Below are 25387 nucleotides of genomic sequence, written 5' to 3' on the forward strand. Positions count from 1 at the left end.
TGCGACGGCAACGAAGAGCTATTTCGCCCAGACGCCGCCGCCCGGGAACAGGTGATCGCGCACCGACGCGTCCTTCATCTGCGCCGACATGCCCGGCGCGGACGGCGCGAGATAGCGGCCGTTGCGGATGCGGACCGGATCGAGAAAGTGCTCGTGCAGGTGATCGACGAACTCGATCGCACGATCCTCCATCCTGCCGCTGATCGCGACGAAGTCGGCCATCGCCAGATGCTGCACGAGCTCGCACAGGCCGACGCCGCCCGCGTGCGGAAACACGCGCACGCCGAATTTCGCCGCGAGCAGCAGGATTGCGAGATTCTCGTTGACGCCTCCCACGCGCGCCGCGTCGATCTGGATCAGGTCGACGGCCTGCGCCTGCAGCAGCTGTTTGAACATCACGCGGTTGTGCGTGTGCTCGCCGGTCGACACCGGCATCGGCGCCACGCCCCGGCGGATCGCGGCATGGCCGAGCACGTCGTCGGGGCTCGTCGGTTCCTCGATCCAGGCGATGTCGAACTCGACCAGGCGGCGCAGCCAGTCGATCGCGGGGCCGACGTCCCAGCGCTGGTTCGCGTCGATCGCGATCGCGACGTCGCGGCCGACGGTTTCACGCGCGAGGCCGCAACGGCGCACGTCGTCCTCGACGTTCGCGCCGACCTTGAGCTTGATCGTGCGGAAGCCGTCGGCGACGGCCTGCGTCGCCAGGCGCACGAGCTTCTCGTCGCTGTAGCCGAGCCAGCCCGGTGAGGTCGTGTACGCGGGATAGCCCTTCTCGACCAGTTCGTCGATGCGTGCGGCCTTGCCGGCTTCCGCACGGCGCAGGATATCGAGCGCCTCATCCGCCGTCAGCGCATCGGTGAGATAACGGAAATCGATCTGCGCGACGAGCCGCTCCGGACTCATCTCGGCGACGAATCGCCACAGCGGTTTGCCCACGCGGCGCGCGGCGAGGTCCCAAGCCGCGTTGATCACGCCGCCGATCGCCATGTGGATCACGCCCTTCTCGGGGCCGAGCCAGCGCAACTGCGAATCCGCGCTGAGGCTGCGCGCGAACGCGCCGAGGTCGGCGACGATCTCGTCCACGTCGCGGCCGACGACGAGGTGCGAAAGCGCATGGATCGCCGCGGTCTGCACGTCGTTGCCGCGGCCGATCGTGAACACCAGCCCGTAGCCGGCGAGACCGTCGTCCGCGTCGGTGCGCAGCACGACGTACGCCGCGGAATAGTCCGGGTCCGGGTTCATCGCGTCCGATCCGTCGAGCTGGCGCGAGGTCGGAAAGCGCACGTCGAGCGCGTCCAGGGCAACGATCTTGCTCACGTCCTTTCTCCCTTGTTCCATTTCGCGCCGCGGCGGCGCGTTCGCTTCGCGATTCATCGGCGATACGCAACTACGTTCTGGCGCTGCCTGCCGAGGCCTTCGATTTCCAGCTCCATCACGTCGCCGGGTTTCAGGTAGACGGGCGGCTTCTGGCCGAGGCCGACGCCCGGCGGCGTGCCGGTCGAGATCACGTCGCCCGGCATCAGGGTCATGTAGCGGCTGACGTGGCTGACCAGGGTCGGCACGTCGAACACCATCGTGCGCGTGCTGCCGTTCTGGTAGCGGTGGCCGTTCACTTCGAGCCACATCGACAGGTTCTGCGCGTCGGGCACGTCGTCGCGCGTGACGAGGTAGGGCCCGATCGGGCCGAACGTGTCGCAGCTCTTGCCCTTGACCCACTGCCCGCAATGCTCGAGCTGGAACTCGCGCTCGGAAACGTCGTTGACGACGAGATAGCCGGCGACGTGGTCGAGCGCCTGTTCGCGCGACACGTCGCGCGCGACGTCGCCGATGACGATGCCGAGTTCGACTTCCCAGTCGGTCTTGACCGAGTCGCGCGGGATCATGACGTCGTCGTTCGGGCCGACGATCGCGGTCGTCGCCTTCATGAAAAGAATCGGCATCTCGGGCACTTTCGCGTTCGTCTCGGCCGCGTGGTCGGAGTAGTTGAGGCCGACGCAGACCATCTTGCCGACGCAGCCGACCGCGGCGCCGTAGCGCGGACTGCCGGCCACGGCCGGAAGCGCCGCCGGATCGAGCGCGCGCAATTTCGCGAGCCCGGCGTGCGTGAGCACATCGCCCGCGATGTCGTCGACGACGCCGGACAGATCGCGCAGCGTGCCCTGCGCATCGAGCAGGCCCGGCTTCTCGCACCCGGGCTCGCCGTATCGAAACAGCTTCATCGTGTACTCCTCAGTTGGCCCAGCCGCCGTCGATGACGTGCGTGGTGCCCGTGGTGAACGAAGATTCGTCCGAAGCGAGATAGACGACGAGCGCGGCGATCTCGTCGGCCTCGCCGAGCCGGCCCATCGGCTGGCGGTCGGCGAAGCTTTTCCAGGCCTGCCGCTCGTCGCCGCCCAGCGCCTTGACGCGCTGAGCGAGCGACGGCGTCTTCACCGTGCCGGGACAGATCGCGTTGCAGCGCACGCCGCGCGCGACGTAGTCGGCGGCGATCGCCTTGGTCAGGCCGATCACGGCCGCCTTGGTCGTACCGTAGGCGAAGCGGTTCGGCACGCCCTTGATGCTCGACGCGACCGAGGCCATGTTGACGATGCTGCCGCGCCCGCGTTCGAGCATGCCCGGCAAGACCGCCCTGCAGGTGTGGAACATCGCGTCGACGTTGATCGCAAACGAGCGCTTCCAGGCAGCCTCGTCGCAGTCGAGGATGCTGCCCGCGTGCACGTAGCCCGCGCAGTTGAACAACACGTCGATGTCGGGATTCGCCGCGACGAGCGCGGCGATCTGCGCCGGGTCGGTCACGTCGAGCGCGGCCGTGCGGATCGCCGGCTTGTCCGCGGCCAGCGCGTCGAGCGCCGCTTTGTCGACGTCGGTCGCGAGCACGCGCGCGCCCTCGCGCGCGCAGGCGAGCGCGCTCGCGCGGCCGATGCCTGCCGCCGCCGCCGTGACCAGACAATGTTTTCCTTGCAGCCTTCCGCTCATGTCGTTCTCTCGCCTTCGAATGACTGGTATTCCAGCCGGTATATTCTCGTCGCCGTGCCGCCGAATACCGCCGACTCATGGCCGCGCGCGCAACGGGCGACCAGGTCGCGGGCCATGTCGAACCATGCCGCGTAGCCGGATGCGAGAGTCAGCACCGGCCAGTCGCTGCCCCAGATCACGCGCCCGCCACCGAAGCAATGGAAGATGTGCTCGACATAGGGCGCCAAATCCTCCATCGCGGCACCGGTTCTCGCTTCGGTCAACAATCCCGACAGCTTGCAGTTCGCGTTCGACTCAGCGGCGAGCGTTTCGAGCTGCCGCGCCCAGGCTTCGTACTCGCCCTGCGCGATATCGGGTTTGCCGGCGTGATCGATCACCGCGCGCAGCCGCGGATGCCGCCGCAAGCGGACGAGCAGCGCGGGGAAGTGCTGCGGCCTCACGAGGGCATCGAAGGCCAGATCGTGCTCGATCATCGCCACGAACGCGGCATCGAGTTCGCGGCGCGACACCCACTGCGGATCGGCGAGATCCTGGATCATCGGCCGCAGGCCTCTCAACTTGCCCCTGCCGGCTTCGACGAGTGCGGCGATGCGCCGTGCGGCGGCGGGGGCCGCGAAGTCGGTCCAGCCGACCACGCCCTTGATGAACGCATGCTTGTCCGCCAGGTCGAACAGGAAACGGGTTTCCGCCTCGGTCGCCGCCGCCTGCACCAGAACGGTCGCATCGATGTTCCTCTGCACAAGCAGCGAGGCGAGGTCCGCCGGTTCGAAATCGCGATACAGCGCGCCGAGCCCGGACGTCAGCCACGCGTAGTCGCCGCGCGACAGGCGCCAGAAATGCTGGTGGGCGTCGACGAGGGTCACGACGGCAGCGCCACGTCGGACGGAAGGAGGCCGGCATCCTGCAGGCGCTGCCAGAGCGCGGCGGGGACGACCGCATCGCGCCGCGCCGCCGCGCTTTCGACTTCATCGACCGAACGCATGCCGGCAACGACGGTCGCCACGGCCGGATGCGCCAGCGGAAACCGCAATGCCGCGGCGCCGACGTCCACGCTCGCCTGCGCGCAGATCGCGTAGATCGTCCGTGCGCGTTCGAGCGTGGCTGCATCGACCGGCGCATAGTCGTACGTCGCGCCGGGTCCGCGCGCATCGGCGAGCAGGCCCGAGTTGTACGGGCCGGCGACGAGAATCTTCACGCGCCGCGCCTGCGCCTCGCGCATCAGCTCGCGCGACGCCTGCTGCTCGAGCAGCGTATAACGGCCCGCGAGCATGACGCAGTCGAGCGGGAAGCGCGGCAGGATCTCGAGGCACACTTCCTGCTCGTTGACGCCGAGTCCGATCGCGCCGACCAGGCCTTCCTCGCGCAGCCGCGCCATCTCAGGCAAGGCTTCGGCCAGCGCCTGCGCGAGCATCGTCGCGTGGCGCTCGCCGTGCGTCAGCCGGCCGACGTCATGCAGCAGAAGGATGTCCACGCGGTCGAGGCGCAGGCGCCGCAGGCTCGCCTCGAACGAACGGCGCACGCCGTCGCGGCTGTAATCGAAGACCGCGCGACTGCCCGACACCGCAAACCCGTCGTTGATCCGACCGCTCCGCCCTGCATCGGCTTCGATCAGGCGGCCGACCTTGGTCGATACGGCGAATTCCCCGCGCGGCCGCGTCGCGAAGGCGTCGCCGAGGCGTTGTTCGGAAAGGCCGTGGCCGTAGAACGGCGCGGTATCGAAATAGCGGATGCCGCGCTGCCAGGCCGCCGCGAGCGTCGCGTGCGCCTCTCTCTCATCGACCGCGGCATAAAGATTCCCCAACGGGGCCGTGCCGAAACCGAGAGGCCCCAGGTCGGGGAATTCCGTGCTTTGGGGTCGCGACATCTTTGCAGCTATCTACAGCGGACGGTTCGATCAGGGCACCAACCGAAATGTATCATATATGGACTTCAATTGTGCATGCAAAACTTTGTAAGTATCCGGTTTGAAGCTCGAGTCCGCCTGCCGCCTGGCCATTGGCACTCCCGTTACCGCCGCTGCGCGAAAGCACGCCGTCAGGGCAGGGCTGGAAATGCCGTTCGGCTTTATTCGCGCCAGTACGGATGCCGGTCCACCCTTCCCTTCTCGATGAAGCGCGGCGGCGCATCGGGCGTAAAACGCAGGTCGGCAAATCCCGATTGCGCGGTGTCGAACATGCCGATCCCATCGTCACGATAGCGCGCCACGACCGTCGGTGCGGGATGGCCGAAGCGGTTGCGATAGCCGGCCGAGACCAGCATCCACTCGGGTTTCGCCGCGGCAAGGAAAGCCTCGCTCGACGAGGTCTTGCTGCCGTGGTGCGCGGCTTGCACGATCGTGTGCGGCGCCGGCGGTGCGAGTGCGGCAGCGACGTCGCCTTCGACGGCCGCGGTGATGTCGCCAGTGAGCAGCAGCGCGCTGTCGCCGCTGCGCACTTCGAGCACGCAACAGCGGTCATTGTCCTTCGCCGCGAGTGGTTCGTGCGGATGGACGATGCGGAAGGCGACACCGTTCCAGTTCCATGCCTCGCCCGCAAGGCATTGCGACGCCGGGACCGTCAATCGTTCCGGCTCGCCGCTGGCCACCCGTGCATGCGGAAACGCTGCAAGCACCGCCGCCGCGCCGCCGGCATGATCGTTGTCGCCGTGGCTGATGACGAGTCTGTCGATATCTTCAATACCAAGCGCTCTCAAGGCCGGCACGACGGCAGCCTCGCCGAGATCGAAACCCGACGGGAACCGCGCGCCGGCATCGTAGACGAGAGCGTGATCGCGCGTGCGCACGACCAGCGACAGCCCCTGCCCCACGTCGAGCATCAGCGCTTCGAATTCGCCCTCCGCGAGCGTATGCCGCGCCGGAGCCAGCAGCGGGAGAAACAACGCAAGGCCCAGCCCGCGCGCCGGCAAGCCGCGCGGCATCAGCAGCCACACCGCGCCGAGCATGGCCAGCGCGAACGCCCACGTGCTCGGCTCGGGGAAATACCAGAGCGCGCCGGGCCAGTTCGCCATGCGTTCGAGCAGCCACCACAGCGCCTGCATGGCCAGTCCCGCTGCCTTCAACAACGGCACGCCGATGAGGGGCAAGGCGAGTTGCAGCAACGCCCCGCACACCGCCACCGGCAGGATGAAAAAACAGATTGCGGGCACGGCGATCAGATTGGCGACGGGCCCGATCAACGAACTCTGGCCGAAGAACCAGATCGTCAGCGGCAACAGACCCAGGCTCGCGGCCCATTGCGCGCTGCCCATCTCCTGCCACCAGCGCCGGCGTTCACCGCGGCCGCCAAGGCAGAACATCAGCCACGCGACACCGACGAAGGACAGCCAGAATCCCGCGCTCAACACGCACAGCGGATCGAGCGCAAGCAGGACGATCACGGCGAACGCAAGCCCGTGCACGGGCGCACGCGCGCGGCGAATGAGATTCGCCGCAAGCAGGATGCCGATCATCACCAACGCACGTCGGGTCGGCAGGCCCAGTCCGGAGATGGCCGCATACGCGAGGCCGGACACGATGCTCACCAACGCCTCGATCAGCGGCGCCGGCCAGCGCAAAGTCAGTCGCGGCGCGATCTTCCATAACTCCCGCACCAGCAGCACGCCGAAACCGGCGAACAGCGCGATATGCAGGCCGGAGATCGCGATCAGATGCGGAATGCCGGTCGCGCGCGCGACGTTCCACTCGCCCTCGTCCATCGCCTGCTGGTCGCCGAACGCGAGCGCGCGCAGCACGTCGCTTTGCGCGCCCGGGCCAAGCGCGTCGGCAATGCCCTGCGAGAGCCGCTGCCGCAATCCCTCGACGCAGAACCGCCGCGTTCCGGTGGTTCGATCGATCGCATCCTCGCGCACGTAGCCCGTCGCCGTGATGCCTTCTGAGAGCGCGTAGCGCTCGAAATCGAAACCGCCCGGATCGACCAGCCCGCGCGGCCGCTTCAAGCGCACGTGCAGGCGCCACTGCGAGCACGGCGCGATATCGGGAACGACGGTCTTTTCGCTGGCGTACCAATGCAGGCGCAGCGTGCCGAAAATCGGTGCGGGCTCGCCGTTGCGTTCGGCCGTATGGACGGCCAGATCGAATCGCGTCGCTTCATCCTGCGCGCGTGGCAGCCCGAGCACCTCGCCGCTGACGACGATGTCCTCGCCTTCGAGCGAAGAAGGCAGCCGCGCCGACAGCGCATGATCGGCGCGCCAGATCGTCCATGCCATGCCAAGCAGGACGAAACCGGCCCAGCGCCAGCGGCTGCGCAGGAAAACCATGCCGATGCCGACGGCCGCCAGGCCCGCGGTGATCCACGGCGAAGGCAGCGCGCTCATCGCCTGTACCGCGACGGCTCCCGCGAGCAGGGCAACGGCCGTCGCCACGCTGAAAAGGTCGCCCGGCAGGAAACAGACACGTTTTTCTTCCCTTCTCCCATCGGGAGAAGGTTCCCCGAAGGGGCGGATGAGGGAGAAGCATGCCAGAATGAAACGAGATTGCATCGTGCAGAACCTCTCCCTCATCCGGCGCTGCGCGCCACCTTCTCCCGGCGGGAGAAGGAAATCAAGAGCTATGGCGCGGGTTCGGCCAAACCGCCGCCATGCAGTTCGAGCACGCGATCCATACGCCGCGCAAGCGCACGGTCGTGGGTGACGAGGACGAAGCTCGTGCCGATCTCGCGGTTGAGTTCGAGCATGAGCGCGTAGACCTGCGCTGCGTTCTTCTCGTCGAGGTTGCCGGTCGGCTCGTCGCCGAGCACGCAGGCCGGACGCGTGACGAGCGCGCGCGCGACCGCGCAGCGCTGGCGCTCGCCGCCCGACAGCTCGCCCGACTTGTGCGCGGTGCGGTGCGCGAGGCCGACGCGATCGAGCAACTCGTTCGCCTGCCGCTTCGCCTCGGCCACCTTGGTACCGCGGATCAACAGCGGCATCGCCACGTTTTCCAGCGCGGTGAATTCGGGCAGCAAGTGGTGGAATTGATAGATGAAGCCGAGCGAGCGGTTGCGCACTTCGCCGCGCTCGCGGTCGGACAGCTTCGACATTGCGCGGCCCTCGACCTCGACCTCGCCGGAACTCAAGGTATCGAGCCCGCCGAGGATGTGCAGCAGCGTGCTCTTGCCCGCGCCCGACGCGCCGACGATCGCGAGCGTCGACGCACGCGCGAGCTCGAAGCTGACGTTGTTCAGCACCGGCGTGCGCAGTTTGCCCTCGGCATAGGTCTTGGCGACGTGGCTCGCGCGCAGAACGATATCGCTGTTCATCGCGTTACTCATAGCGCAGCGCCGCTGCCGGCTGCGTGCGTGCCGCGCGCCAGGCGGGATACAAAGTCGCGAGCAGGCAGAACACCCACGCGATCGCCGCAACCCAGCCGACGTCGCCCCAGTGCAGGTCGGATGGCACTTCGTTGATGTAGTAGATGTCGGCGGGCAGGATCTCGAAGTGGAACGTGTGCTCGAGCCACTTCGCCACGGCCGGGATGTTCCATGCGAGCAGCACGCCGCCGACGAGGCCGAGCAGAATGCCAAAACTGCCGACGATTACGCCCTGCACGGTGAAGATGCCCATGACCTTGCTCGGCGAGATGCCGAGCGTGCGCAGGATGGCGATATCGGCCTGCTTGTCGGTGACGAGCATGATCAGCGTCGAGACGAGATTGAACGCGGCGACACCGACGATGAGCGATAGGATGATGAACATCACCGTCTTCTCCATCTTCACCGCGCTGAAGAAGTTCTGGTGGCTCTGCTCCCACGTGGTGATCTTGAAGTACTGGCCGAGACGGTCGCGCAGGCCGACGGCGATCTTGTACGCATCGAACATGTCGTCGAGCTTGAGGCGGATACCGCCCGGCCCGTCGGCGCGCAACAGCGTCACCGCATCGTCGAGGTTCATCAGCGCGACGCCGGTGTCGTACTCGGCGAAGCCGACCGCGAACACGCCGACGACCTCGCAGTTCTTCGAACGCGGCACCGCGCCGACCGGCGTGACGCTGAACTCGGGCACCATCACCGTGACCTTGTCGCCGACGCGCACGCCGAGCTGCATCGCCAGCTCGTTGCCGAGGATGACGTTGAAGCTGCCGGGCTTGAGGTCCGCAAGCGAGCCCCTGAGCAGCTTGTCGCCGACGTTCGACACCTTCGGCTCCTCTTCGGGCACGAGGCCGTGCACGACGGCGGCGCTCGTGCGCCTGCCGCGCAGCAGCGCCTGCGCGTCGAGATACGGCGCCGCGCCGACGACGTGCGGGCTTGCGTCGACCTTGTTCACCGTGTCGCGCCAGTCGGGGACGCCGCCGTCAACGCTCTCGATCGACGCGTGCGCGACCATGCCGAGGATGCGCTCCTGCATGTCGCCCTGGAAACCGTTCATCACGCTCATCACCGCGATCAGCGCCGCCACGCCGACCGCGATGCCGAGCATCGAGACCAGCGAGATGAACGAGATGAAGTGGTTGCGGCGCTTCGCGCGCGTATAGCGCAGGCCGATGAACAGTTGCAGCGGATAAAACATGCAATGGAAATCCGTTTACGAAAACACCTCGAACTCGCGAAAGAATCGCCTCGTCGGCGTTAAGCGACCAGTTCACTGGTCGCTTGAACGGCGACAGTTATTGCTGCGCGCAGCGCCAGCAATAACGCGAATTGTACGTGCTGCACGCACGCGAGTCAGTTCGCCACACGCGAAGACATACAGGTTCCTGTACGCCGCTTCACCTAGGTGAACTATTACAGAACCAATTGGTGTTGGAAAGAAACCTTCCGTCCCTTCTCCTCGTCCGTATCCAGGCGACGTCACCGTCGCAGGACGGCGCAAGGTCCCGAAAAAACCCGCGCCGTTCGATACGGCAACACCCATGAGCAATTGGAGTACACGATGAAAAATACGCTGTTGGTTCTCGCCCTCGTCTCCGTCGGCGCCGCTGTCGCGCCTTGTGCTTTCGCCGACGACACTTCGCCCGCGCCCAATGCCGGCATCACGAACAACGCCGGCGGATTCTTCGTCAACGGCGATGCCGGCGCGTCGATACTCGACCACGGAATGTACAAGGACAACCGTTTCGCCGGCGGCATCAATGCGGGCTATCGCTTCGCGCTGTCGCCTTACGTCGCGCTCGGCGTGGAAGGCGGCTACACCGATCTTGGCCGGTTCGGTTTGAAAGACAGCGTCCCCGCGGGATTGCCTCACGCGACCGCATCCGATCGCGGCTGGACGCTCGGCGCCAACGCGCACCTGAATTTCAATCCGCAATGGTATCTGTCGTTGCGCGGCGGCGCCTATCGCGCCGACATGAAGGGCTGGACGGCCGACGGAAGCAGCGTCCTCGGCACCCCGGACAACGCCATCACCGCCGAATCGGGCTATCGCGTGAACAACCACGACGTCGGCGGTTATGCGGGTGTCGGTGTCGGCCACGACTTCAACGACCACGTGTCGGTCGGCCTCAACTACACCTATTTCGAAACGCGCAAGGACGGTCTCGAACTCAATCCGGGCCTGGCCTCGGTCAACGCGGAATATCGCTTTTGATTGAAAAATGCGGCCAAGGGACTGGCCGCTTCCCGATCTTCGCGATCAGGACGATCGCATGAACAATTCACCGCTCTCCAACGGAGAAGAAGCGCAAGGACGCTTTTCGGACAACCGGCCCGGCATTGCGCCGGGCCGGCTTTCTCACGCCGCTGCGTCGATCGAGCCCGCCCGCGCCAGACGCACGCGTAATCGGCGCCGGGTCTCCGCATCGCAATTGTCCGGCAGCAATACCAGCGCCGTCGCGCGTTTGGTGTCGATGCGCAACACGAGCACGATCAGCGCGCCGAGCACGACGCCGTGCACGAGTTCCCCGACACGTTCGCTCCCGGCCGCATCCCGCAGCCGCCAGTGCCCGGCCGAGTGCCACGTCACCCGTGTGAACCCGGGTGCGGACAACGTGCGCAACGAATGGGTGGCGTAAATCGCCGTCGCCACGACCAGCGCGAATTTCGACCATGCGGGCAATCCGCACAAGGCGATCGCCGCCAGGGCGAGCACGGCAATGGCCAACGTCGCGAGCCACAGCGTGCGCGACGGACGGTAATCAAACGTGATCGCGGGTACGGATTTCATCGATGACGGCGCGCCAACGCACGTCGCTGGGCGCGCCGTGGCCTTGCAGCCAATGCCACAGCTCGGGATCGGGTTGTTCAAGTAGTTCGGCGAACGCCGCTTTCGCTTCGGTCCCGGCGCGCTCGTAGCGCGCGTCGAGCCACCAGCCGAGCAGTTGATCCAGCTCACGCATGCCGCGGCGACAGCGCCAGCGCAGGCGACCGGCCTCGTTCACTTCAACAAGCCGCAAGCGAGCGCGGCCCAGAAAACCCACATGACGCACACGCCAAACGCGTAGGCATAGAAGCGATAGCGAACACGATTGCTCGTGCAGTGAATGTAACTGTGCGCGATACGCGAGACGACAAAAGTCCAAGCCAGCGCCAGGGTCAGCGCGTTCACCTGCGCGGTGAGAAAGGCGATGACGACACCGAGATAGAACACAACCGGCAATTCGAACAGGTTGCGGAAATTGTCGGCTGCCTGCACGTCTCTCAGGCGCGCGTAAAGTTGTGCGGAGGTGGCAATTTCGCGCAGGGGAATACGCTCGCGCCGAATCTCGGCCGTTCGCGCAAGGAACATGCGCACCTGCACGACGAAAGTCAGCAGAACCAGCGCAACGGCGGGCCAGAAGATCAGACGCGCGTCCATGGTTTCCCCTTAGTCCCGCTTCCCTTCTCCCACTGGGAGAAGGTGCCCGGAGGGCGGATGAGGGAAAGACCTTTCAAGATCGCACGACATTGTCAATTGCAGCGCTCTTCCCTCATCCGGCGCTGCGCGCCACCTTCTCCCGATGGGAGAAGGAAAGAAAATCATACGCCCTTGCGCTCGACCATCAGCTTCTTGATCTCGCCGATCGCTTTGGCCGGGTTCAGTCCCTTCGGGCAGGTGTTCGTGCAGTTCATGATCGTGTGGCAGCGATAGAGCTTGAACGGATCCTCAAGTTCGTCGAGGCGCGCGCCGGTGTCCTCGTCGCGCGAGTCGGCGATGAAGCGGTAGGCCTGCAGCAGCGCCGCCGGGCCGAGGTACTTGTCGCCGTTCCACCAGTAGCTCGGGCACGAGGTCGAGCACGAGGCGCAGAGGATGCATTCGTAGAGGCCGTCGAGCCTGGCGCGGTCCTCCTTCGACTGCAGGCGCTCGCGGTCGGGCGGCGGCGGCGTCTGCGTGCGCAGCCACGGCTTGATCGCGGCGTACTGCGCGTAGAAGTTGGTGAGGTCGGGCACGAGGTCCTTGACCACCGGCATGTGCGGCAGCGGATAGATCTTCACGTCGCCCTTGATCTCGTCGCAGGCCTTGGTGCAGGCCAGCGTGTTGTGGCCGTCGATGTTCATCGCGCACGAACCGCAGATGCCTTCGCGGCACGAGCGGCGGAAGGTCAGCGTCGAGTCGATCTCGTTCTTGATCTTGAGCAGCGCGTCGAGAACCATCGGCCCGCACGAATCCATGTCGACTTCGTACTCGTCGATGTGCGGATTCTGGCCGTCCTCCTCGTTCCAGCGGTAGACGCGGAACGTGCGTACGTTCTTCGCGCCGGCCTTGGCGGGGTACTTCTTGCCCTTCTGCACCTTGGAATTCTTGGGGAGGCTGAACTCGGCCATGACCACGCACCTTTCAAATTGGATGAGCAACGTTTCTTTTGCCGTCATTCCCGCGAAAGCGGGAATCCATCTTGATCTTGCTTTTATCTGAGCAGCATTAAAGAAGAAACTGGATTCCCGCTTTCGCGGGAATGACGACCTGGTGTGCTTCGCTTTCTCAGTACACCCGCGCCTTCGGCGGCACCGTCTTCACTTCGTCGGTCAGCGTATTCATGTGCACCGGCCGGTAGTCGAAGCTGCACGCTCCCTTGTGGTCGACCTTGACCAGCGTGTGCTTCTGCCAGTTGACGTCGTCGCGATTCGGATAGTCCTCGCGCGCGTGCGCGCCGCGCGATTCGTGGCGCTGCTCGGCGGAGTTGATCGTCGCGACGGCGTTGTAGAGCAGGTTCTGCAGTTCGTATGTCTCGATCAGGTCGGAGTTCCACACGAGCGAGCGGTCGCCGACGCGCACGTCGTCGAACGAGACGAACACCTTGTCCATCTTCTCGCAGCCTTCCTTGAGCGTCTTCGAGGTGCGGAACACGGCCGCATCGCTCTGCATCGTGCGCTGCATGTCGAGGCGCACCTCGGCGGTCGAGCGCGAGCCCTTCGCGTTGCGCAACTTGTCGAGATTCGCCAGCGCCGCCTCGGTAGCGTCGTCGGGCAGCACTACGTGCGAGGCACCCGACTTGATCGTCTCCGCCGCGCGATTGGCGACCGCGCGGCCGAACACGACGAGATCGAGCAGCGAATTCGAGCCGAGGCGGTTGGCGCCGTGCACCGAGACGCAGGCCGCCTCGCCGATCGCGTACAAGCCTTCGACGACCTTGTCCGGATCGTCGCCGACCTTCTGCACGACTTCGCCGTGATGGTTGGTCGGAATGCCGCCCATGTTGTAGTGCACGGTCGGCAGCACCGGGATGGGCTGCTTGGTCACGTCGACGCCGGCGAAGATGCGCGCGCTCTCGGCGATCCCGGGCAGCTTCTCGTGGATCACCTCGGGGCCGAGATGGGTCAGGTCGAGCAGGATGTGGTCCTTGTGCTCGCCGACGCCTCGGCCTTCGCGGATCTCGATCGTCATCGAGCGCGAGACCACGTCGCGCGAAGCGAGGTCCTTATAGTGCGGCGCATAACGCTCCATGAAACGTTCGCCGTTCGAGTTGCGCAGGATGCCGCCCTCGCCGCGCACGCCTTCGGTGATCAGGCAGCCGGCGCCGTAGATGCCGGTCGGGTGGAACTGCACGAATTCCATGTCCTGCAACGCCAGCCCGGCGCGCGCGACGAGGCCGCCGCCGTCGCCCGTGCAGGTGTGCGCGCTGGTCGCGCTGAAGTACGCGCGGCCGTAGCCGCCGGTCGCGAGCACGACGCCGTGCGCGCGGAACAGATGCAGCATGCCTTCGGCCATGTCGAGCGCGAGCACGCCGCGGCAGGCGCCCTTGGCGTCGAAGATCAGGTCGAGCGCGAAGTATTCGACCTTGAACTGCGCGTCGTGCGCGAGCGACTGCTGGTACAGCGTGTGCAGCATCGCGTGGCCGGTGCGGTCGGCCGCGGCGCAGGTGCGCTGCGCCGGCGGACCCTCGCCGTATTTCGTCGTCATGCCGCCGAACGGACGCTGGTAGATCTTGCCTTCCTCGGTACGCGAGAACGGCACGCCGTAGTGCTCCAGTTCGATCACCGCGGCCGGCGCGTTCTGGCACATGTACTGGATCGCGTCCTGGTCGCCGAGCCAGTCCGAGCCCTTGATCGTGTCGTAGAAGTGGTAGCGCCAGTCGTCCGGGCCCATGTTGCCGAGCGCGGCGGAGATGCCGCCCTGCGCCGCGACCGTGTGCGAGCGCGTCGGAAACACTTTCGTCAGGCAAACGGTTTTCAGGCCTTTCGCGGCGAGCCCGAAAGTCGCGCGCAGACCGGCGCCGCCGGCGCCGACGACGACGACGTCGTATTTGTGTTCGGTGATTGGGTAAGCTGACATTGTCGTGAGTCTTTCCGTTTGCTGCGTCAATAGCCGATGTGAACGCGGAAGATGGCGATGACACCGATCAGTGCCGCACCGGCGCAGACGAACTTGACCGCAATCTGGGAGGCGATTTCGAGCCAGCGCGTGTGCACGTAGTCCTCGATCACCACCTGCAGGCCGAGCTGCGCATGCCAGAACGAGACGACGACGAACGCGACCAACCCCGCGGCGCAGAGCGGCTGACGCAGCAGCGCGCGCGCATGGGCGTAGTCGCCCGCGTGCACGAGCGTCAGCGTGAAGCCGACTACCCAGATCACCAGCAGCACGAGCGCAAGCCCGGTCATGCGCTGCACGATGAAGTGATGCGTGCCGCTCTTCGCGCTGCCGAGGCCGAGCACTTGCTTGAGCGGCGTGCGCAGATTCGCGCGATCCATGCCGGGCGTGCTCATGACGCACCTCCCTGCGCGATCACGCAGGCCCAGACCAGGCCGGTCAGGACAAAGCTGGCGACGACCACGACGACGCCGCTTGCCTTCGCCCGCTGGATCGAAAAACCCTTGCCGGCGTCCCAGAACAGATGGCGAACGCCGTTGCACAAATGGAAAAACAAGGCCCAGCTCCAGCCGAACAGCAGGGTCAACCCGAACCATGAGCCGCAGAAGGCGCTTGCGACGGCAAAGGTCTGCGGCCCGCGCGCGAGGCTGAACAACAGCCAGACCACGAGCAGCAGGCCGACCGCGAGCGCGATGCCCGTGGCACGGTGCAGGATCGACAGCGCCATGGACAGCGGCCAGCGGTAGATCTGCAGATGCGGAGAAAGTGGACGTGCGTTTTGCGGCATACGAGAACCTTGTATGTGGCTACTGCGTGTTTGAACCGAGGGCGATCAGAAATCGATGCAGCGGCCGTTCTTTTCCCAATCGCCGTAGCGCGTCGGCTCCGGGCCGTCGCGTCCGCCGACCTCCTTCGGCGGCAACGCCGCGCCGTTCGGCGGCGGCGCGCATGTTACCTTTTCGTCCGGCGCACGCGGCGTGCGATCGGCGGAACGGGATTCGGATATCGTGATCGACATGGCGCGATGCCTACCCCTGTTCGCTTGACAATCGGCAGGAAATCTCCACATCTCCCGCGTTGCACAAGTATAACGTCCAATCCCGGGACTGACACGAGCGGCGCCCGCAATCTGCCCGCTCACAAGGATCACGGCGGAACCGGGCCAGCACTCGAGACGCACGATCATGACTTCCGCCCCCCTTGTCGCATTGCCCGCGGTCCACATCGTCGACATCTCCGGTGCGGATGCGATCGCATTCGCGCAAGCGCAGTTCTCGAGCAACCTCGCCGAACTTCCGGACGGACATTGGCAATGGTCGGCGTGGCTGTCCGCGCAAGGCCGCGTGCGCGCCTTCTTCCACCTGCTGCGCGACGACGCTGCGCACCTTCGCCTCGTGCTGCGCGGCGGAACGGCCAACGCATTGCGCGACGCGCTCGCGCGTTACGTGTTGCGCGCGAAGGTGACGCTGGGCGCGAGCGAATACGGCGCATTCATCGAACGCGAAACCGCGGCCGGCATCGTGAATCCCGAGTCCCCGAACGCGATGCGCATCGAACGCGACGGCGGGCGGACCGCGCTCGCGCTTCCCGGCGAGCCGCGACGCCGGCTCGTGCTATGCGACAGCGGCAGTGTTCCCGCCGACGCGGACGACTCCGACGAGGCGCGCAATGCAAACGCGCTCGCCGACATCGACGCGGGCCTCGTCACGCTCGATCCCGCGCTCGAGGACAAGCTGCTGCCCGCGTGGATCGGGCTCGATACGCTCGGCGCCACGAGCACGAACAAGGGCTGCTATCCCGGCCAGGAAATCGTCGCGCGCCTGCACTTCAAGGGCGGCAACAAGCGCTGGCTGCATCGCATCGCCTTCTCCGCCGAACGCCTGCCCGCGCCGGGCACGGCGCTCGAGGCGGAGGGTGGAGAAGCCGGCTTTGTCGTGTGCTCGGCATGGACCGGCACGGGCGCTGGCGCCGCGCTGGCCGTACTTGGCGAACGCGGCGCCGGGCACTTGCAGAAACTCTCCTCGCTCGGGCTCGGCCTGCTTTCGGCCGAAAAAATCGGCTCGCGCTGAAAATACCCACAGAAGTATATCTGTACTTTTGTAAATTTGTATAAAAAGAAAATATGAGAAAATGAGTCATTTTCTCTTTGTATCATTGCTTAATTCTTTCTGAACACGATCGTTCAGCTTTCCCCGTTCTTAACATTTGGCGTTGTGCGATCGCAGCAAATCGACTACTCTTCGCACACTGAATCGATGCGCCGCCCTCGGGCGGCGCGCCAGCATCAGCCCACGTGCAGTGCGCCGATGCGACGGAATCCGAAACGATTCCGCAAAACGAATCCTTCGTCCCAGCCAGTGCGCGGTCCGCATCGCAGCCTGCTTCGAAGGAATGAAATCCCGGTCTGGCCTTCTGCTTTGGCGCGCTGCAGCGCGACGCGGATCGCGAGCCACGAATTCCCTTTCGATAAAACGTCCGCCCATGAAACTGTCCTTCCTGCTCTGGCTCGCCTCGATCCTGCCGCAACCCGTGGCCGACCGCGCCTGTCTCGCCGGCACGATCTACCTCGAAGCGCGCAGCGAATCGACGGCGGGCCAACTTGCGGTCGCCGAGGTCGCGCTGCGCCGCGCCGACAGCGGCCAGTGGGGCAACTCGCTCTGCGCCGTGCTCACCGCGCCCGCGCAATTCGCGTTCACGCTCGTGCCGCAGAATTACGCGATGGACGAAACCGATGCGCTGGAGCGTTCGTGGGCGATCGCCAACCTCGCGATGGCGAATTGGTCGCTGCCTGAAGCGTTGCGCTATTCGGTGGTGCCCAAGGCCGATCATTTCTACGCATCGAACACGCCGACGCCGGCGTGGGCGAAAGGCAATCCGCTCGCGCGCATCGGCGAGCACAGCTTCTATCGCGCGGACTGATTCCCGCGCCGCCACGATTCAAGAGCACGCAGAACCATCGGCCACTTTCGTGCATGTCGAGGTGGACTTGTGGCGGAACAGGCTCGTGTAGTTGGCGAGCACTCCGTTGCCGTCGACGTTGCCGTTGACCAGTTGCGCGACCCAGAAGCCCGTGACCGGCTGCCCCGCGAGCGCGCGGCCATCCGTCGTGGCAAGCAGGCGCGGCTGCGAATAGATATATTTCCCTTGACGAAAATCCAGCCTTGCCCATCCCGTGCCGGCAGCCGACGCGGGCAGATTCATCGGCACCAGATTCGAGCCGAGAATGCCGGAAGGCGTTTTCGGGTTGTAGAACTCATCCGTCTCTATGCCGTCAGGATTGGATATACCAAACGTCACGACCTGACTGTCGTACAAGAGACGCGGTGGCGGGCATAACAGAGGTTCAAGGCAAGTGCCGAAAACATCCCCGTATCCTTCTCGATCCACCTGCACCCACTGCAGATCGGTATACGAGACCACATCGCCACTCGCGGTTTGCGCGTAGATGTTTTCGAACGGCATTCGCGCCTGCTGGCCGACATAATACGGATCGACGTAGAAACACCGGGTCGGATAGGTGATCACCCATTCCGAGCTCGCCGCCGTTCCGCCCCCAGTCCAGTATTCGTTGGCTAGCGTGTCGGCCATGAACACGGCGGACACCGCGTCGATGCTTTGCGAGAACGTCAGATCGAACGGCTTGTCGTTCGCATAGACCAGCGCGGTCAACGAGGTGCCACCGGCGATGTTCGGCGTCAACGCATCCGGCGCGCTGTGTTCACCGCTGTCGCCGTCCGCGTAGAACTGCGCGACCGCATCGGCGTTGTAGGATGCCACCGAGCCGAGCGCCACGTCGACGATCGTGCCGCTGCCGAACAGGCCGCCGCTCGGCGGCCCGATGTCGACCTGCGCATCGCTGCGCCAGTAGCCCGCATCGGCCCACGCATCGACGACCTGCGTACAGTCGCGCTTGCCGTCCGCGTCGATCTGGATCGAAGTCCGCGTGCCGTGCGCGGCATCGGTGACGGTGCCCATCTCGATGACTTCGATATGTCCCTCGCGCGTGCGCGCCAGGCCGGTCGGGCCGCCATCCGCGCCTTGCGCCGAACCGGCGTTGAAATTCGCCGTCGAGAACGCCAGCGCCTGCTCCAACGTCGAGGGCAGCGCCGGCACCGTGCAACTGCCATCGTTGGTGAACAGCGCCGCGCCCTCGCCTTTCTCCACGACGGCGCCCACCCACGTGTCCAATGGCGCCAGATACAAGTTGAAATCGAGCACGTCGCGGCCGTCGTAACCTTCGAGAAAACGCACCTTGACCGCCTTGGCATCCTTGCTCGAGTTGATCAGCGTCACCAAGGTTGTGTTGTTGCCGTTGACGGTGAAATACGGATACACCAGTACCTGCCCGCGCCCGTTCGGATCGAGAAACACCGCATGCGCCGGCATCGCGGCAGCGAGGCCGAAGCCGGTAGCCATCGCCAGCATCGTTGGCTGCAACAAGGTCCTCATTGGATTTCTCCCGTAACTGGAATCGCTTATTGGATGGCAGGCGTCGACCCTGGCAATGGCCATCGCCGCGCTCCCTGACCGGATCCGCCGTGGCGGCGATCGGGTCGACCCACTGTAGCATCGCTGCGCGGACAACAAAAAAACCGGGCGTGCGCGGGCACGCCCGGTTTCGTTTTGCTCTCTGCCGCGAAACGGTCAGCGCATCAGTTCGAGACGACCGTCGCGGCGATCGCCGCGAATGATCACGCGATCGCCGACGCGCAAGCCGGGATTGTCGTACTGGCCGACCCAGGCTTCGTGGCCGTCGTCGAGTTCGACGTAGAAGCGCCACGCGTAGCCCGAGGCCGCGCGCGCGTTGTTGTCCTCGATCGCATTGCCGGCGACCGCGCCGCCGACCGCGCCGATCGCCGTGGTCGCCGCGCGTCCGCTGCCGCGGCCGAACTGGTTGCCGATGAGGCCGCCGATGATCAGGCCGAGAATCGCGCCGCCGCCCGTGGTCTGCTGGTCCACGCGCACCTGTTCGATCTGGCGGATCGTGCCGCAGCGCTGGCAGACGCCCCTGTCCTGCCCGTAGTAGCCGCCCCGCTGGCCATTTCCGGCCGGATCGCGATAAACCACGCGCTCGCGCGGCGGCGGCGCAACGCAGGCCTGCAGGCCGAACAGGGCGACGATCAGCAAAACGATGAGTCCGCGATGGTGCAACATGTGATTGTCCTCGTAGTGTCGATTCGTGCAGCCCGCTTTGTGCGGGCCGGTGCAAGCATTTTGCGGGCCGCCGCGTGAACCATCGCGGAATTTCCCGCGTGGCTGGCCCGCGGCAACGGCATCGCGGCCGTACGTACCGGATCGGGCACTGCCGGGTTAGCATTTGCCCTGACTCGGCCCAACAACGCATCGACGGGGAAAACGATGACACAGGCGGCGCAAAGACTCGGCGAGCGCATCCGCAATCTCGATCCGCTCTCCGCGAAGGATAAGCTCGACTCCGTCGGCATCGGTGACGCCGACATCGCCATCGCATTGAGCGAACTGCGGCCCGCGCAGGCCATCGCCATTCTGCAGCACTTCGCCCCGGCGCGGCGCGAGGCGATCGCCGCGGCCGCGCCGGTCGACGAGGGCGAACTGTGGCGCCTGCGCACGCAGTATCCGCAGTCCAGCGTCGGGCGCCTGATGGAATCGAGCGGCCCGCGCTTCGCGCCGCAGACCACCGTGCAGGCCGCGATCGACGCGCTGCGCGACACGGTCAGGACGCGTCTGGTCACCTACCTGTTCGTCGTCGATGCGGATTCGCGGCTGGTCGGCGTGGTCACGTTCCGCGAAATGCTCTATGCGCAACGCACGCAGACGCTGGGCGAGATCATGGTGCGCGATCCGTTCTCGCTGCGCCCCGAGACGAAGCTCGTCGATGCGATGCGCGAGGTCGTCATGCGGCATTATCCGGTTTATCCGGTCTGCGACGCCGCGGGCAGGCTCGTCGGTCAGGTGCGCGGCCAGGTGCTGTTCGAGGAGCAGGCGTTCGAGATCAGCGCGCAGGCCGGCGAAATGGTCGGCGTCGAGAAGGAGGAACGCACGACCACGCCGTGGCTGCGCGCGCTCAAGCTGCGCCATCCGTGGTTGCAGGTGAACCTGCTGACCGCATTCGTCTCCGCCGCGGTGGTCGGGTATTTCCAGAACGCGATCAACGCCATCGTGCTGCTTGCCGTGTTCCTGCCGGTGGTGTCGAGCCAATGCAGCAACGCAGGCTGCCAGACGCTCGCGGTGACGCTGCGCGGCATGACCTTGAACGAATTGCGCGCCGGCCGTGCCGGCAAGCTGTTGGCGAAAGAGGCCTGGGTCGGCTTCCTCAACGGCGTGTTCGTCGGCGCCGTCGCTGCACTCGGTATGTACGTGATCGCACGCATGCAGCACAACGAACACGCGCTGCCGCTCGCACTGATCACGCTCGCCGCGACCGCGCTGTCGAGCATCGCCAGCGGCGTCGCCGGCGCCGGCGTGCCGATGGCGCTCAAGCGCGCCGGCGCCGATCCGGCGATGGCCTCGAGCATCTTCCTGACCACCGCGACCGACGTGGTCAGCATGGGGCTGTTTCTCGGATTGGCGCAGTGGTGGCTGATGTAGCGCGATGTCCGATCTCGTCGACAGCCACTCCCATCTCGACGCCGCCGAATTCGACGCCGACCGCGGCGCCGTGCTCGCGCGCGCGCGCGACGCGGGCGTGGCGCGGCAGATCATGCCGGCAACCGCGTTGGCCGGCTTCGACGCGCTGCGCGCGTTGTGCCGCGACGAACATGGCCTGTATCCCGCCTACGGCCTGCACCCGATGTACCTGGCCGACCACCAGCCCGAACACCTGGATGCGCTGCGCGACTGGATCGAGCGCGAGCGGCCCGTCGCAGTCGGCGAATGCGGGCTCGACTTCTTCGTCGAAGGTCTCGATGCGGAAGCGCAGCGGTTCTATTTCCGCCGCCAGCTCGAACTCGCGCGCGAATTCGAGCTGCCCGTGATCCTGCACGCGCGCCGCGCGCTCGACGAAGTCATCGTCGCGCTGCGCGGCATCGGCGGCCTTAACGGCGTCGTGCACAGCTTCTCCGGCAGCGAGGAACAGGCACGCCAACTGTGGAAACTCGGTTTCTGCATCGGCCTGGGCGGCCCCATCACCTACGAGCGTGCGCGCCGGCTGCGCGGCATCGCCGCGTCGATGCCGCTCGAATTCCTGCTGCTCGAAACCGATTCGCCCGACCAGCCGCTGCACGGCCACCAGAGCCGGCGCAACGAGCCCGCGTTGCTGCGCGAAGTCTGCGATTGCATCGCGGCGCTGCGCGACGCATCCGCCGCAGACATCGCCGCGGCGACGACGCGCAACGCGCAACGCGTGTTCCGCCTGCCTGCGCGGCAGGCGCGATGAACCGCACCGCTACGAAAACACGGCCTCGACGAGGCGCGCGAGCGCGTAGGCGATCGCGCCCGCGATCGGAATCGTCAGCAGCCACGCCCATACCATGCGCTCGACCACGGTCCACTTGATCGCGTTCGCGCGCTTGGCCACGCCGACGCCCATGATCGCCGCCGAGATGTTGTGCGTGGTCGACACCGGGATGCCGACCGTCGACGCGGCGATGATGACCGCGGCCGAGCTCGTCTCCGCGGCGAAGCCGTGGATCGGGTGCAGCTTGACCATCTTGTGGCCCAGCGTCTTGATGATGCGCCAGCCGCCCGCGGCGGTGCCGGCGGCCATGGTCAGGGCGCAGACGAGCTTGATCCACAGCGCGATCTCGAACGACTTCGACGCATCCTGATCGACGCGCAGGAAGTGCAGGAACGAAGGCAGCTGGTCGAGCGTCCCGGCGCTGGTCGCGCCGGCGAGCGCAAGCGCGATGATGCCCATCGTCTTCTGCGCATCGTTCATGCCGTGCGAGAGGCCCATCGCGCTGGCGGAGAAAATCTGCGCCTTGCCGAAGAACGCATTGATGAATTTCGGCCTGCCGAACTGATTGACGGCGGGACTGCGGCGCGAGCCGATCCACGAAATCACCGCGAACAGCAGGCCCATGACGACGATGCCGAGCACGAAACCGCCCAGCGGCGAGGTGATCATCGGCAGGATCACTTTCGGCCACAGGCCCTTGCCGTCCCACCAATGCGCGCCGGGCTGGTTCCAGATCAGCGCATGCCAGTCGTTGTGCGCGCCGGCGAGCGCGGCGCCGCAAAGGCCGCCGACCAGGCCGTGCGAGGAACTCGACGGCAGGCCCCACCACCAGGTGATCAGGTTCCAGATCGTCGCGCCGAGCAAGGCGCAGATCAGCAATTCGGGGGTGACGTTGACGACGTTCGCATCGATCAATCCCGATGAAATCGTCTTCGCCACGGCCGTGCCCCAGAGCGCGCCGAGCAGGTTCGTCGCCGCGGCGAGCAGCACGGCCTGGCCGGGGCTGAGCACCTTGGTCGCGACCACGGTCGCGATCGAGTTGGCGGTGTCGTGGAAGCCGTTGATGTACTCGAAAACGAGGGCGACGAGGATGACGGCGAGGACGAGAGTCAGGGTCACGTTGCAATTCTCGGTATATCGCTCAAGTTGAGGATGCGATGGCATCCCTTCTCCCGCCGGGAGAAGGTGGCGCGGCAGCGCCGGATGAGGGAAAAGCGCGACAACGCTGAACGAACTTCATATATTGCAAGGCGCTCCCCTCATCCACCCTTCGGGCACCTTCTCCCGACGGGAGAAGGAAAACCTTACGAATTCTTCAGCGCGATCGCGTAGATCACGTTGCCCGCATCGCGGCAGCGGTCGATGGCTTTTTCCAGCAGTTCGAACAAATCCTTGCGCAACAGCAGGCGCGCGATGTCGTTTTCTTTGGCGAACAGGTCGCGATAGAGGTCGAGGATCAGGCGGTCGGCCTCGCCCTCGATCGCCTGTATGCGGTCGTTGAGCTCCTTCATCTTGTCGAGCGGCATGCCCTTGCGCAGCAGTCCGACCATCTCGGCGATCACCTCGCAGCCCTTCTCGAGCATGACCGCGCGCGAGCCGAAATCGACATCCATGAGCTGGCCAGCGAACAGTGCGTAGCGCTCGGCGAATTTCTCGATGTTCTTCGGAATCTTGTAAAGCGCCCCGGACAGCGCCTCGATGTCCTCGCGCTCGAGCGCAGTGACGAAGGTATTGACCAGTTCGGCGCTGATGTCGTTGAAGATCTGCTTCTCGCGCCGGCGCGCGAGGCGGAATTCGTCGAGCGAGGGATTGGGCGTCTTCTGCCGCGACAGCGCGATCAGCGCGCGCGCGCTCTGGCGCGCCGCGTCGGCGCTGGCCTCGAGCAGGCCGTAGAACTTGTCGCCCTTGCCGAAGATGGTCTGCAATGAAAACATGGGATCGTCCCCGCGGAACCGGCGGCAAGTTTACCGTTTTGTTACAGAAGCCGGGAATGGGGACGGGGGGAATCGGGAACCGGAAAAACCTCCGCAGCGCCTCGTCTTCGGGAAGGGGCGTCGGCCCATCGATTCTGGAACGATTCCCGATTCCCCGTTCCCGATGCGTGTCATAAAACTTTCAAATTCCCCGCGTAGCCTGCTGCGGCGTCCAGGAGCGGCGCGGGGTACGTCGTCCGCGCCTCCGCGCGATTTCCCCCTACGGAGGTTTCCATGTTCCACAGCATTCGTCATTCGCTCACGGCTTTCGCCGTCGCCGCCACGCTGTTCGCGGGCTCGGCCTGGGCCATCGACATTACCGGCGCCGGTTCGACCTTCGTCCAACCGATCGTCACCAAGTGGTCGGCGACCTATGCCGAGAAGACCGGCAACCACATCAACTACGGCGGCGGCGGTTCGGGCGCCGGCATCGCCCAGATCAAGGCGGCGACGATCGACTTCGGCGCCTCGGACAAACCGCTGTCGCCGGACGAACTCTCGGCCGCGGGCCTGGGCCAGTTCCCGATCGTGATCGGCGGCGTCGTACCGGTGGTCAACATCGAAGGCGTCAAGGCCGGCGAGATCAAGCTGACCGGCGCGCAGCTCGGCGACATCTACCTCGGCAAGATCAAGAAGTGGAACGACTCGGCGCTCGCCGCGAACAATCCCGGCGTGAAGCTGCCGGACGCGGAGATCCAGGCCGTCTACCGTTCCGACGGGTCGGGCACGACGTTCAACTACACCAATTACCTGTCCAAGGTCAGCGCCGAGTGGAAGGACAAGGTCGGCGAAGGCACCTCGGTGCAGTGGCCGGTCGGCGTCGGCGGCAAGGGCAACGCGGGCGTCGCCGCCTACGTGCAGCAGATCAACGGCTCGATCGGCTACGTCGAACTCGCCTACGCGCTGCAGAACAAAATGGCCTATACGCAGGTGCAGAACGCGGCCGGCAAGTTCGTCACGCCGAACCTCGCCAGCTTCGCCGCGGCGGCCTCGCACGCGGACTGGAAGAGCGCCAAGGACTTCCAGCTCGTGATCACGAACGCGCCGGGCGACGACTCGTGGCCGATCACCGCGACCGCGTTCGCGCTGATCTACAAGACGCCGAAGGACGCCGCGCATTCCAAGGCCGTGATCGACTTCTTCAAGTACGCCTACAGCGAAGGCGGCAAGCAGGCCGAGGCGCTCGACTACGTGCCGCTGCCGGCCGCGCTGGTGCAGCAGATCGAGGCGTACTGGAAGGCGGAAGTCAAGCTCTGATCGGCTGAATCTCTCTGCGCTTCGCTCCCCTTCTCCCACCGGCAGAAGGTGGCGCGAAGCGCCGGATGAGGGAAGGGCTTTCCGTTGCAGCCAAGCATTGCGGAACTGGAAGGCTCTTCCCTCATCCGCCCTCCAGGCACCTTCTCCCGGTGGGAGAAGGAAAGCAAAA

Annotated in this window: 26 protein-coding genes; 6 read left to right on the top strand and 20 right to left on the bottom strand. The window is 65.7% G+C overall.

Annotated elements, in window-relative coordinates:
• Nucleotides 1–18: 18 nt before the first annotated feature.
• The 8 genes from QM741_RS00930 to QM741_RS00965 form a co-directional block, all read right to left on the bottom strand.
• Nucleotides 19–1317: an L-fuconate dehydratase gene (locus QM741_RS00930; RefSeq protein ID WP_415205886.1), complete on the bottom strand. Its 1299-nt coding sequence runs from the start codon at nucleotides 1315–1317 to the stop codon at nucleotides 19–21.
• A gap of 53 nt (nucleotides 1318–1370) precedes the next feature.
• Nucleotides 1371–2219 carry a fumarylacetoacetate hydrolase family protein gene (locus QM741_RS00935; protein WP_415205887.1) on the bottom strand — a complete coding sequence of 283 codons (849 nt, stop codon included), beginning with the start codon at nucleotides 2217–2219 and terminating at the stop codon, nucleotides 1371–1373.
• A gap of 10 nt (nucleotides 2220–2229) precedes the next feature.
• Complete coding sequence (locus QM741_RS00940; RefSeq protein ID WP_415205888.1) at nucleotides 2230–2976, bottom strand: SDR family oxidoreductase; 747 nt, start codon at nucleotides 2974–2976, stop codon at nucleotides 2230–2232.
• Nucleotides 2973–3839: an amidohydrolase family protein gene (locus QM741_RS00945; RefSeq protein ID WP_415205889.1), complete on the bottom strand. Its 867-nt coding sequence runs from the start codon at nucleotides 3837–3839 to the stop codon at nucleotides 2973–2975. Before QM741_RS00945 ends, QM741_RS00940 begins: the two co-directional genes overlap by 4 nt.
• Nucleotides 3836–4840, bottom strand: a complete 1005-nt coding sequence (locus QM741_RS00950) for an aldo/keto reductase (protein ID WP_415205890.1) — start codon at nucleotides 4838–4840, stop codon at nucleotides 3836–3838. The genes QM741_RS00945 and QM741_RS00950 overlap by 4 nt, the downstream gene beginning before the upstream one ends.
• Nucleotides 4841–5040: 200 nt before the next feature.
• On the bottom strand, nucleotides 5041–7335 hold the full coding sequence (locus tag QM741_RS00955; RefSeq protein ID WP_415205891.1) for a DNA internalization-related competence protein ComEC/Rec2: 2295 nt from the start codon (nucleotides 7333–7335) through the stop codon (nucleotides 5041–5043).
• A gap of 185 nt (nucleotides 7336–7520) precedes the next feature.
• Nucleotides 7521–8210 (bottom strand): lipoprotein-releasing ABC transporter ATP-binding protein LolD, encoded by a 690-nt coding sequence (gene lolD / locus QM741_RS00960; protein WP_415205892.1) that lies wholly within the window; start codon nucleotides 8208–8210, stop codon nucleotides 7521–7523.
• 4 nt (nucleotides 8211–8214) lie between these two features.
• Complete coding sequence (locus QM741_RS00965; protein WP_415205893.1) at nucleotides 8215–9456, bottom strand: lipoprotein-releasing ABC transporter permease subunit; 1242 nt, start codon at nucleotides 9454–9456, stop codon at nucleotides 8215–8217.
• A gap of 363 nt (nucleotides 9457–9819) precedes the next feature.
• On the opposite strand from QM741_RS00965, the gene QM741_RS00970 reads away from it, so the two are divergent.
• Nucleotides 9820–10473, top strand: a complete 654-nt coding sequence (locus tag QM741_RS00970; protein WP_415205894.1) for an outer membrane protein — start codon at nucleotides 9820–9822, stop codon at nucleotides 10471–10473.
• Between the two features lie 144 nt (nucleotides 10474–10617).
• Here QM741_RS00970 and QM741_RS00975 read toward each other — a convergent pair whose 3' ends face one another.
• The 8 genes from QM741_RS00975 to QM741_RS01010 all read right to left on the bottom strand — a co-directional run bounded on the left by QM741_RS00975 (nucleotide 10618) and on the right by QM741_RS01010 (nucleotide 15631).
• Nucleotides 10618–11049: a protein YgfX gene (locus tag QM741_RS00975; protein ID WP_415205895.1), complete on the bottom strand. Its 432-nt coding sequence runs from the start codon at nucleotides 11047–11049 to the stop codon at nucleotides 10618–10620.
• A complete protein-coding gene (locus tag QM741_RS00980; RefSeq protein WP_415209051.1) occupies nucleotides 11021–11221 on the bottom strand; it encodes a succinate dehydrogenase assembly factor 2 in 201 nt (66 codons plus the stop codon). Before QM741_RS00980 ends, QM741_RS00975 begins: the two co-directional genes overlap by 29 nt.
• Nucleotides 11222–11259: 38 nt before the next feature.
• Nucleotides 11260–11679 (bottom strand): MAPEG family protein, encoded by a 420-nt coding sequence (locus tag QM741_RS00985; RefSeq protein WP_415205896.1) that lies wholly within the window; start codon nucleotides 11677–11679, stop codon nucleotides 11260–11262.
• A gap of 161 nt (nucleotides 11680–11840) precedes the next feature.
• Nucleotides 11841–12626 carry a succinate dehydrogenase iron-sulfur subunit gene (locus QM741_RS00990; protein WP_415205897.1) on the bottom strand — a complete coding sequence of 262 codons (786 nt, stop codon included), beginning with the start codon at nucleotides 12624–12626 and terminating at the stop codon, nucleotides 11841–11843.
• Between the two features lie 157 nt (nucleotides 12627–12783).
• Nucleotides 12784–14574, bottom strand: coding sequence for a succinate dehydrogenase flavoprotein subunit (gene sdhA, locus QM741_RS00995; RefSeq protein ID WP_415205898.1), 1791 nt, complete (start codon nucleotides 14572–14574; stop codon nucleotides 12784–12786).
• Between the two features lie 26 nt (nucleotides 14575–14600).
• Nucleotides 14601–15008, bottom strand: coding sequence for a succinate dehydrogenase, hydrophobic membrane anchor protein (sdhD, locus tag QM741_RS01000; protein ID WP_415205899.1), 408 nt, complete (start codon nucleotides 15006–15008; stop codon nucleotides 14601–14603).
• Complete coding sequence (gene sdhC / locus QM741_RS01005) at nucleotides 15005–15400, bottom strand: succinate dehydrogenase, cytochrome b556 subunit (protein ID WP_415205900.1); 396 nt, start codon at nucleotides 15398–15400, stop codon at nucleotides 15005–15007. The genes sdhD and sdhC overlap by 4 nt, the downstream gene beginning before the upstream one ends.
• Before the next feature lie 45 nt (nucleotides 15401–15445).
• Nucleotides 15446–15631: a DUF1674 domain-containing protein gene (locus QM741_RS01010; RefSeq protein WP_415205901.1), complete on the bottom strand. Its 186-nt coding sequence runs from the start codon at nucleotides 15629–15631 to the stop codon at nucleotides 15446–15448.
• A gap of 166 nt (nucleotides 15632–15797) precedes the next feature.
• Between QM741_RS01010 and QM741_RS01015 the strand changes: the two genes are divergently transcribed.
• On the top strand, nucleotides 15798–16682 hold the full coding sequence (locus QM741_RS01015; protein WP_415205902.1) for a YgfZ/GcvT domain-containing protein: 885 nt from the start codon (nucleotides 15798–15800) through the stop codon (nucleotides 16680–16682).
• Between the two features lie 412 nt (nucleotides 16683–17094).
• The gene (locus QM741_RS01020) at nucleotides 17095–17532 is read left to right on the top strand and encodes a cell wall hydrolase (protein WP_415205903.1); all 438 of its coding nucleotides are present in this window, start codon (nucleotides 17095–17097) and stop codon (nucleotides 17530–17532) included.
• An 18-nt stretch (nucleotides 17533–17550) separates the two neighbouring features.
• Here QM741_RS01020 and QM741_RS01025 read toward each other — a convergent pair whose 3' ends face one another.
• On the bottom strand, nucleotides 17551–19029 hold the full coding sequence (locus QM741_RS01025; protein ID WP_415205904.1) for a hypothetical protein: 1479 nt from the start codon (nucleotides 19027–19029) through the stop codon (nucleotides 17551–17553).
• 228 nt (nucleotides 19030–19257) lie between these two features.
• On the bottom strand, nucleotides 19258–19767 hold the full coding sequence (locus tag QM741_RS01030; RefSeq protein WP_415205905.1) for a glycine zipper 2TM domain-containing protein: 510 nt from the start codon (nucleotides 19765–19767) through the stop codon (nucleotides 19258–19260).
• A 204-nt stretch (nucleotides 19768–19971) separates the two neighbouring features.
• Here QM741_RS01030 and QM741_RS01035 point away from each other — a divergent pair, with 204 nt between their 5' ends.
• Both QM741_RS01035 and QM741_RS01040 read left to right on the top strand, forming a co-directional pair.
• The gene (locus tag QM741_RS01035; protein WP_415205906.1) at nucleotides 19972–21180 is read left to right on the top strand and encodes a magnesium transporter; all 1209 of its coding nucleotides are present in this window, start codon (nucleotides 19972–19974) and stop codon (nucleotides 21178–21180) included.
• 4 nt (nucleotides 21181–21184) lie between these two features.
• Nucleotides 21185–21967, top strand: coding sequence for a TatD family hydrolase (locus QM741_RS01040; RefSeq protein ID WP_415205907.1), 783 nt, complete (start codon nucleotides 21185–21187; stop codon nucleotides 21965–21967).
• Nucleotides 21968–21976: 9 nt separating this feature from the next.
• Here QM741_RS01040 and QM741_RS01045 read toward each other — a convergent pair whose 3' ends face one another.
• Together QM741_RS01045 and QM741_RS01050 are read right to left on the bottom strand one after the other, a co-directional pair.
• The gene (locus QM741_RS01045) at nucleotides 21977–23152 is read right to left on the bottom strand and encodes an inorganic phosphate transporter (protein ID WP_415205908.1); all 1176 of its coding nucleotides are present in this window, start codon (nucleotides 23150–23152) and stop codon (nucleotides 21977–21979) included.
• Nucleotides 23153–23292: 140 nt separating this feature from the next.
• Complete coding sequence (locus QM741_RS01050; RefSeq protein WP_415205909.1) at nucleotides 23293–23922, bottom strand: DUF47 domain-containing protein; 630 nt, start codon at nucleotides 23920–23922, stop codon at nucleotides 23293–23295.
• A gap of 273 nt (nucleotides 23923–24195) precedes the next feature.
• Here QM741_RS01050 and pstS point away from each other — a divergent pair, with 273 nt between their 5' ends.
• Nucleotides 24196–25218 (top strand): phosphate ABC transporter substrate-binding protein PstS, encoded by a 1023-nt coding sequence (gene pstS, locus QM741_RS01055; RefSeq protein WP_415205910.1) that lies wholly within the window; start codon nucleotides 24196–24198, stop codon nucleotides 25216–25218.
• The last annotated feature ends 169 nt before the right edge of the window (nucleotides 25219–25387 follow it).

The sequence above is a fragment of the Rudaea sp. genome, assembly GCF_047601565.1.
In the GTDB taxonomy this organism is placed as follows: domain Bacteria; phylum Pseudomonadota; class Gammaproteobacteria; order Xanthomonadales; family Rhodanobacteraceae; genus Rudaea.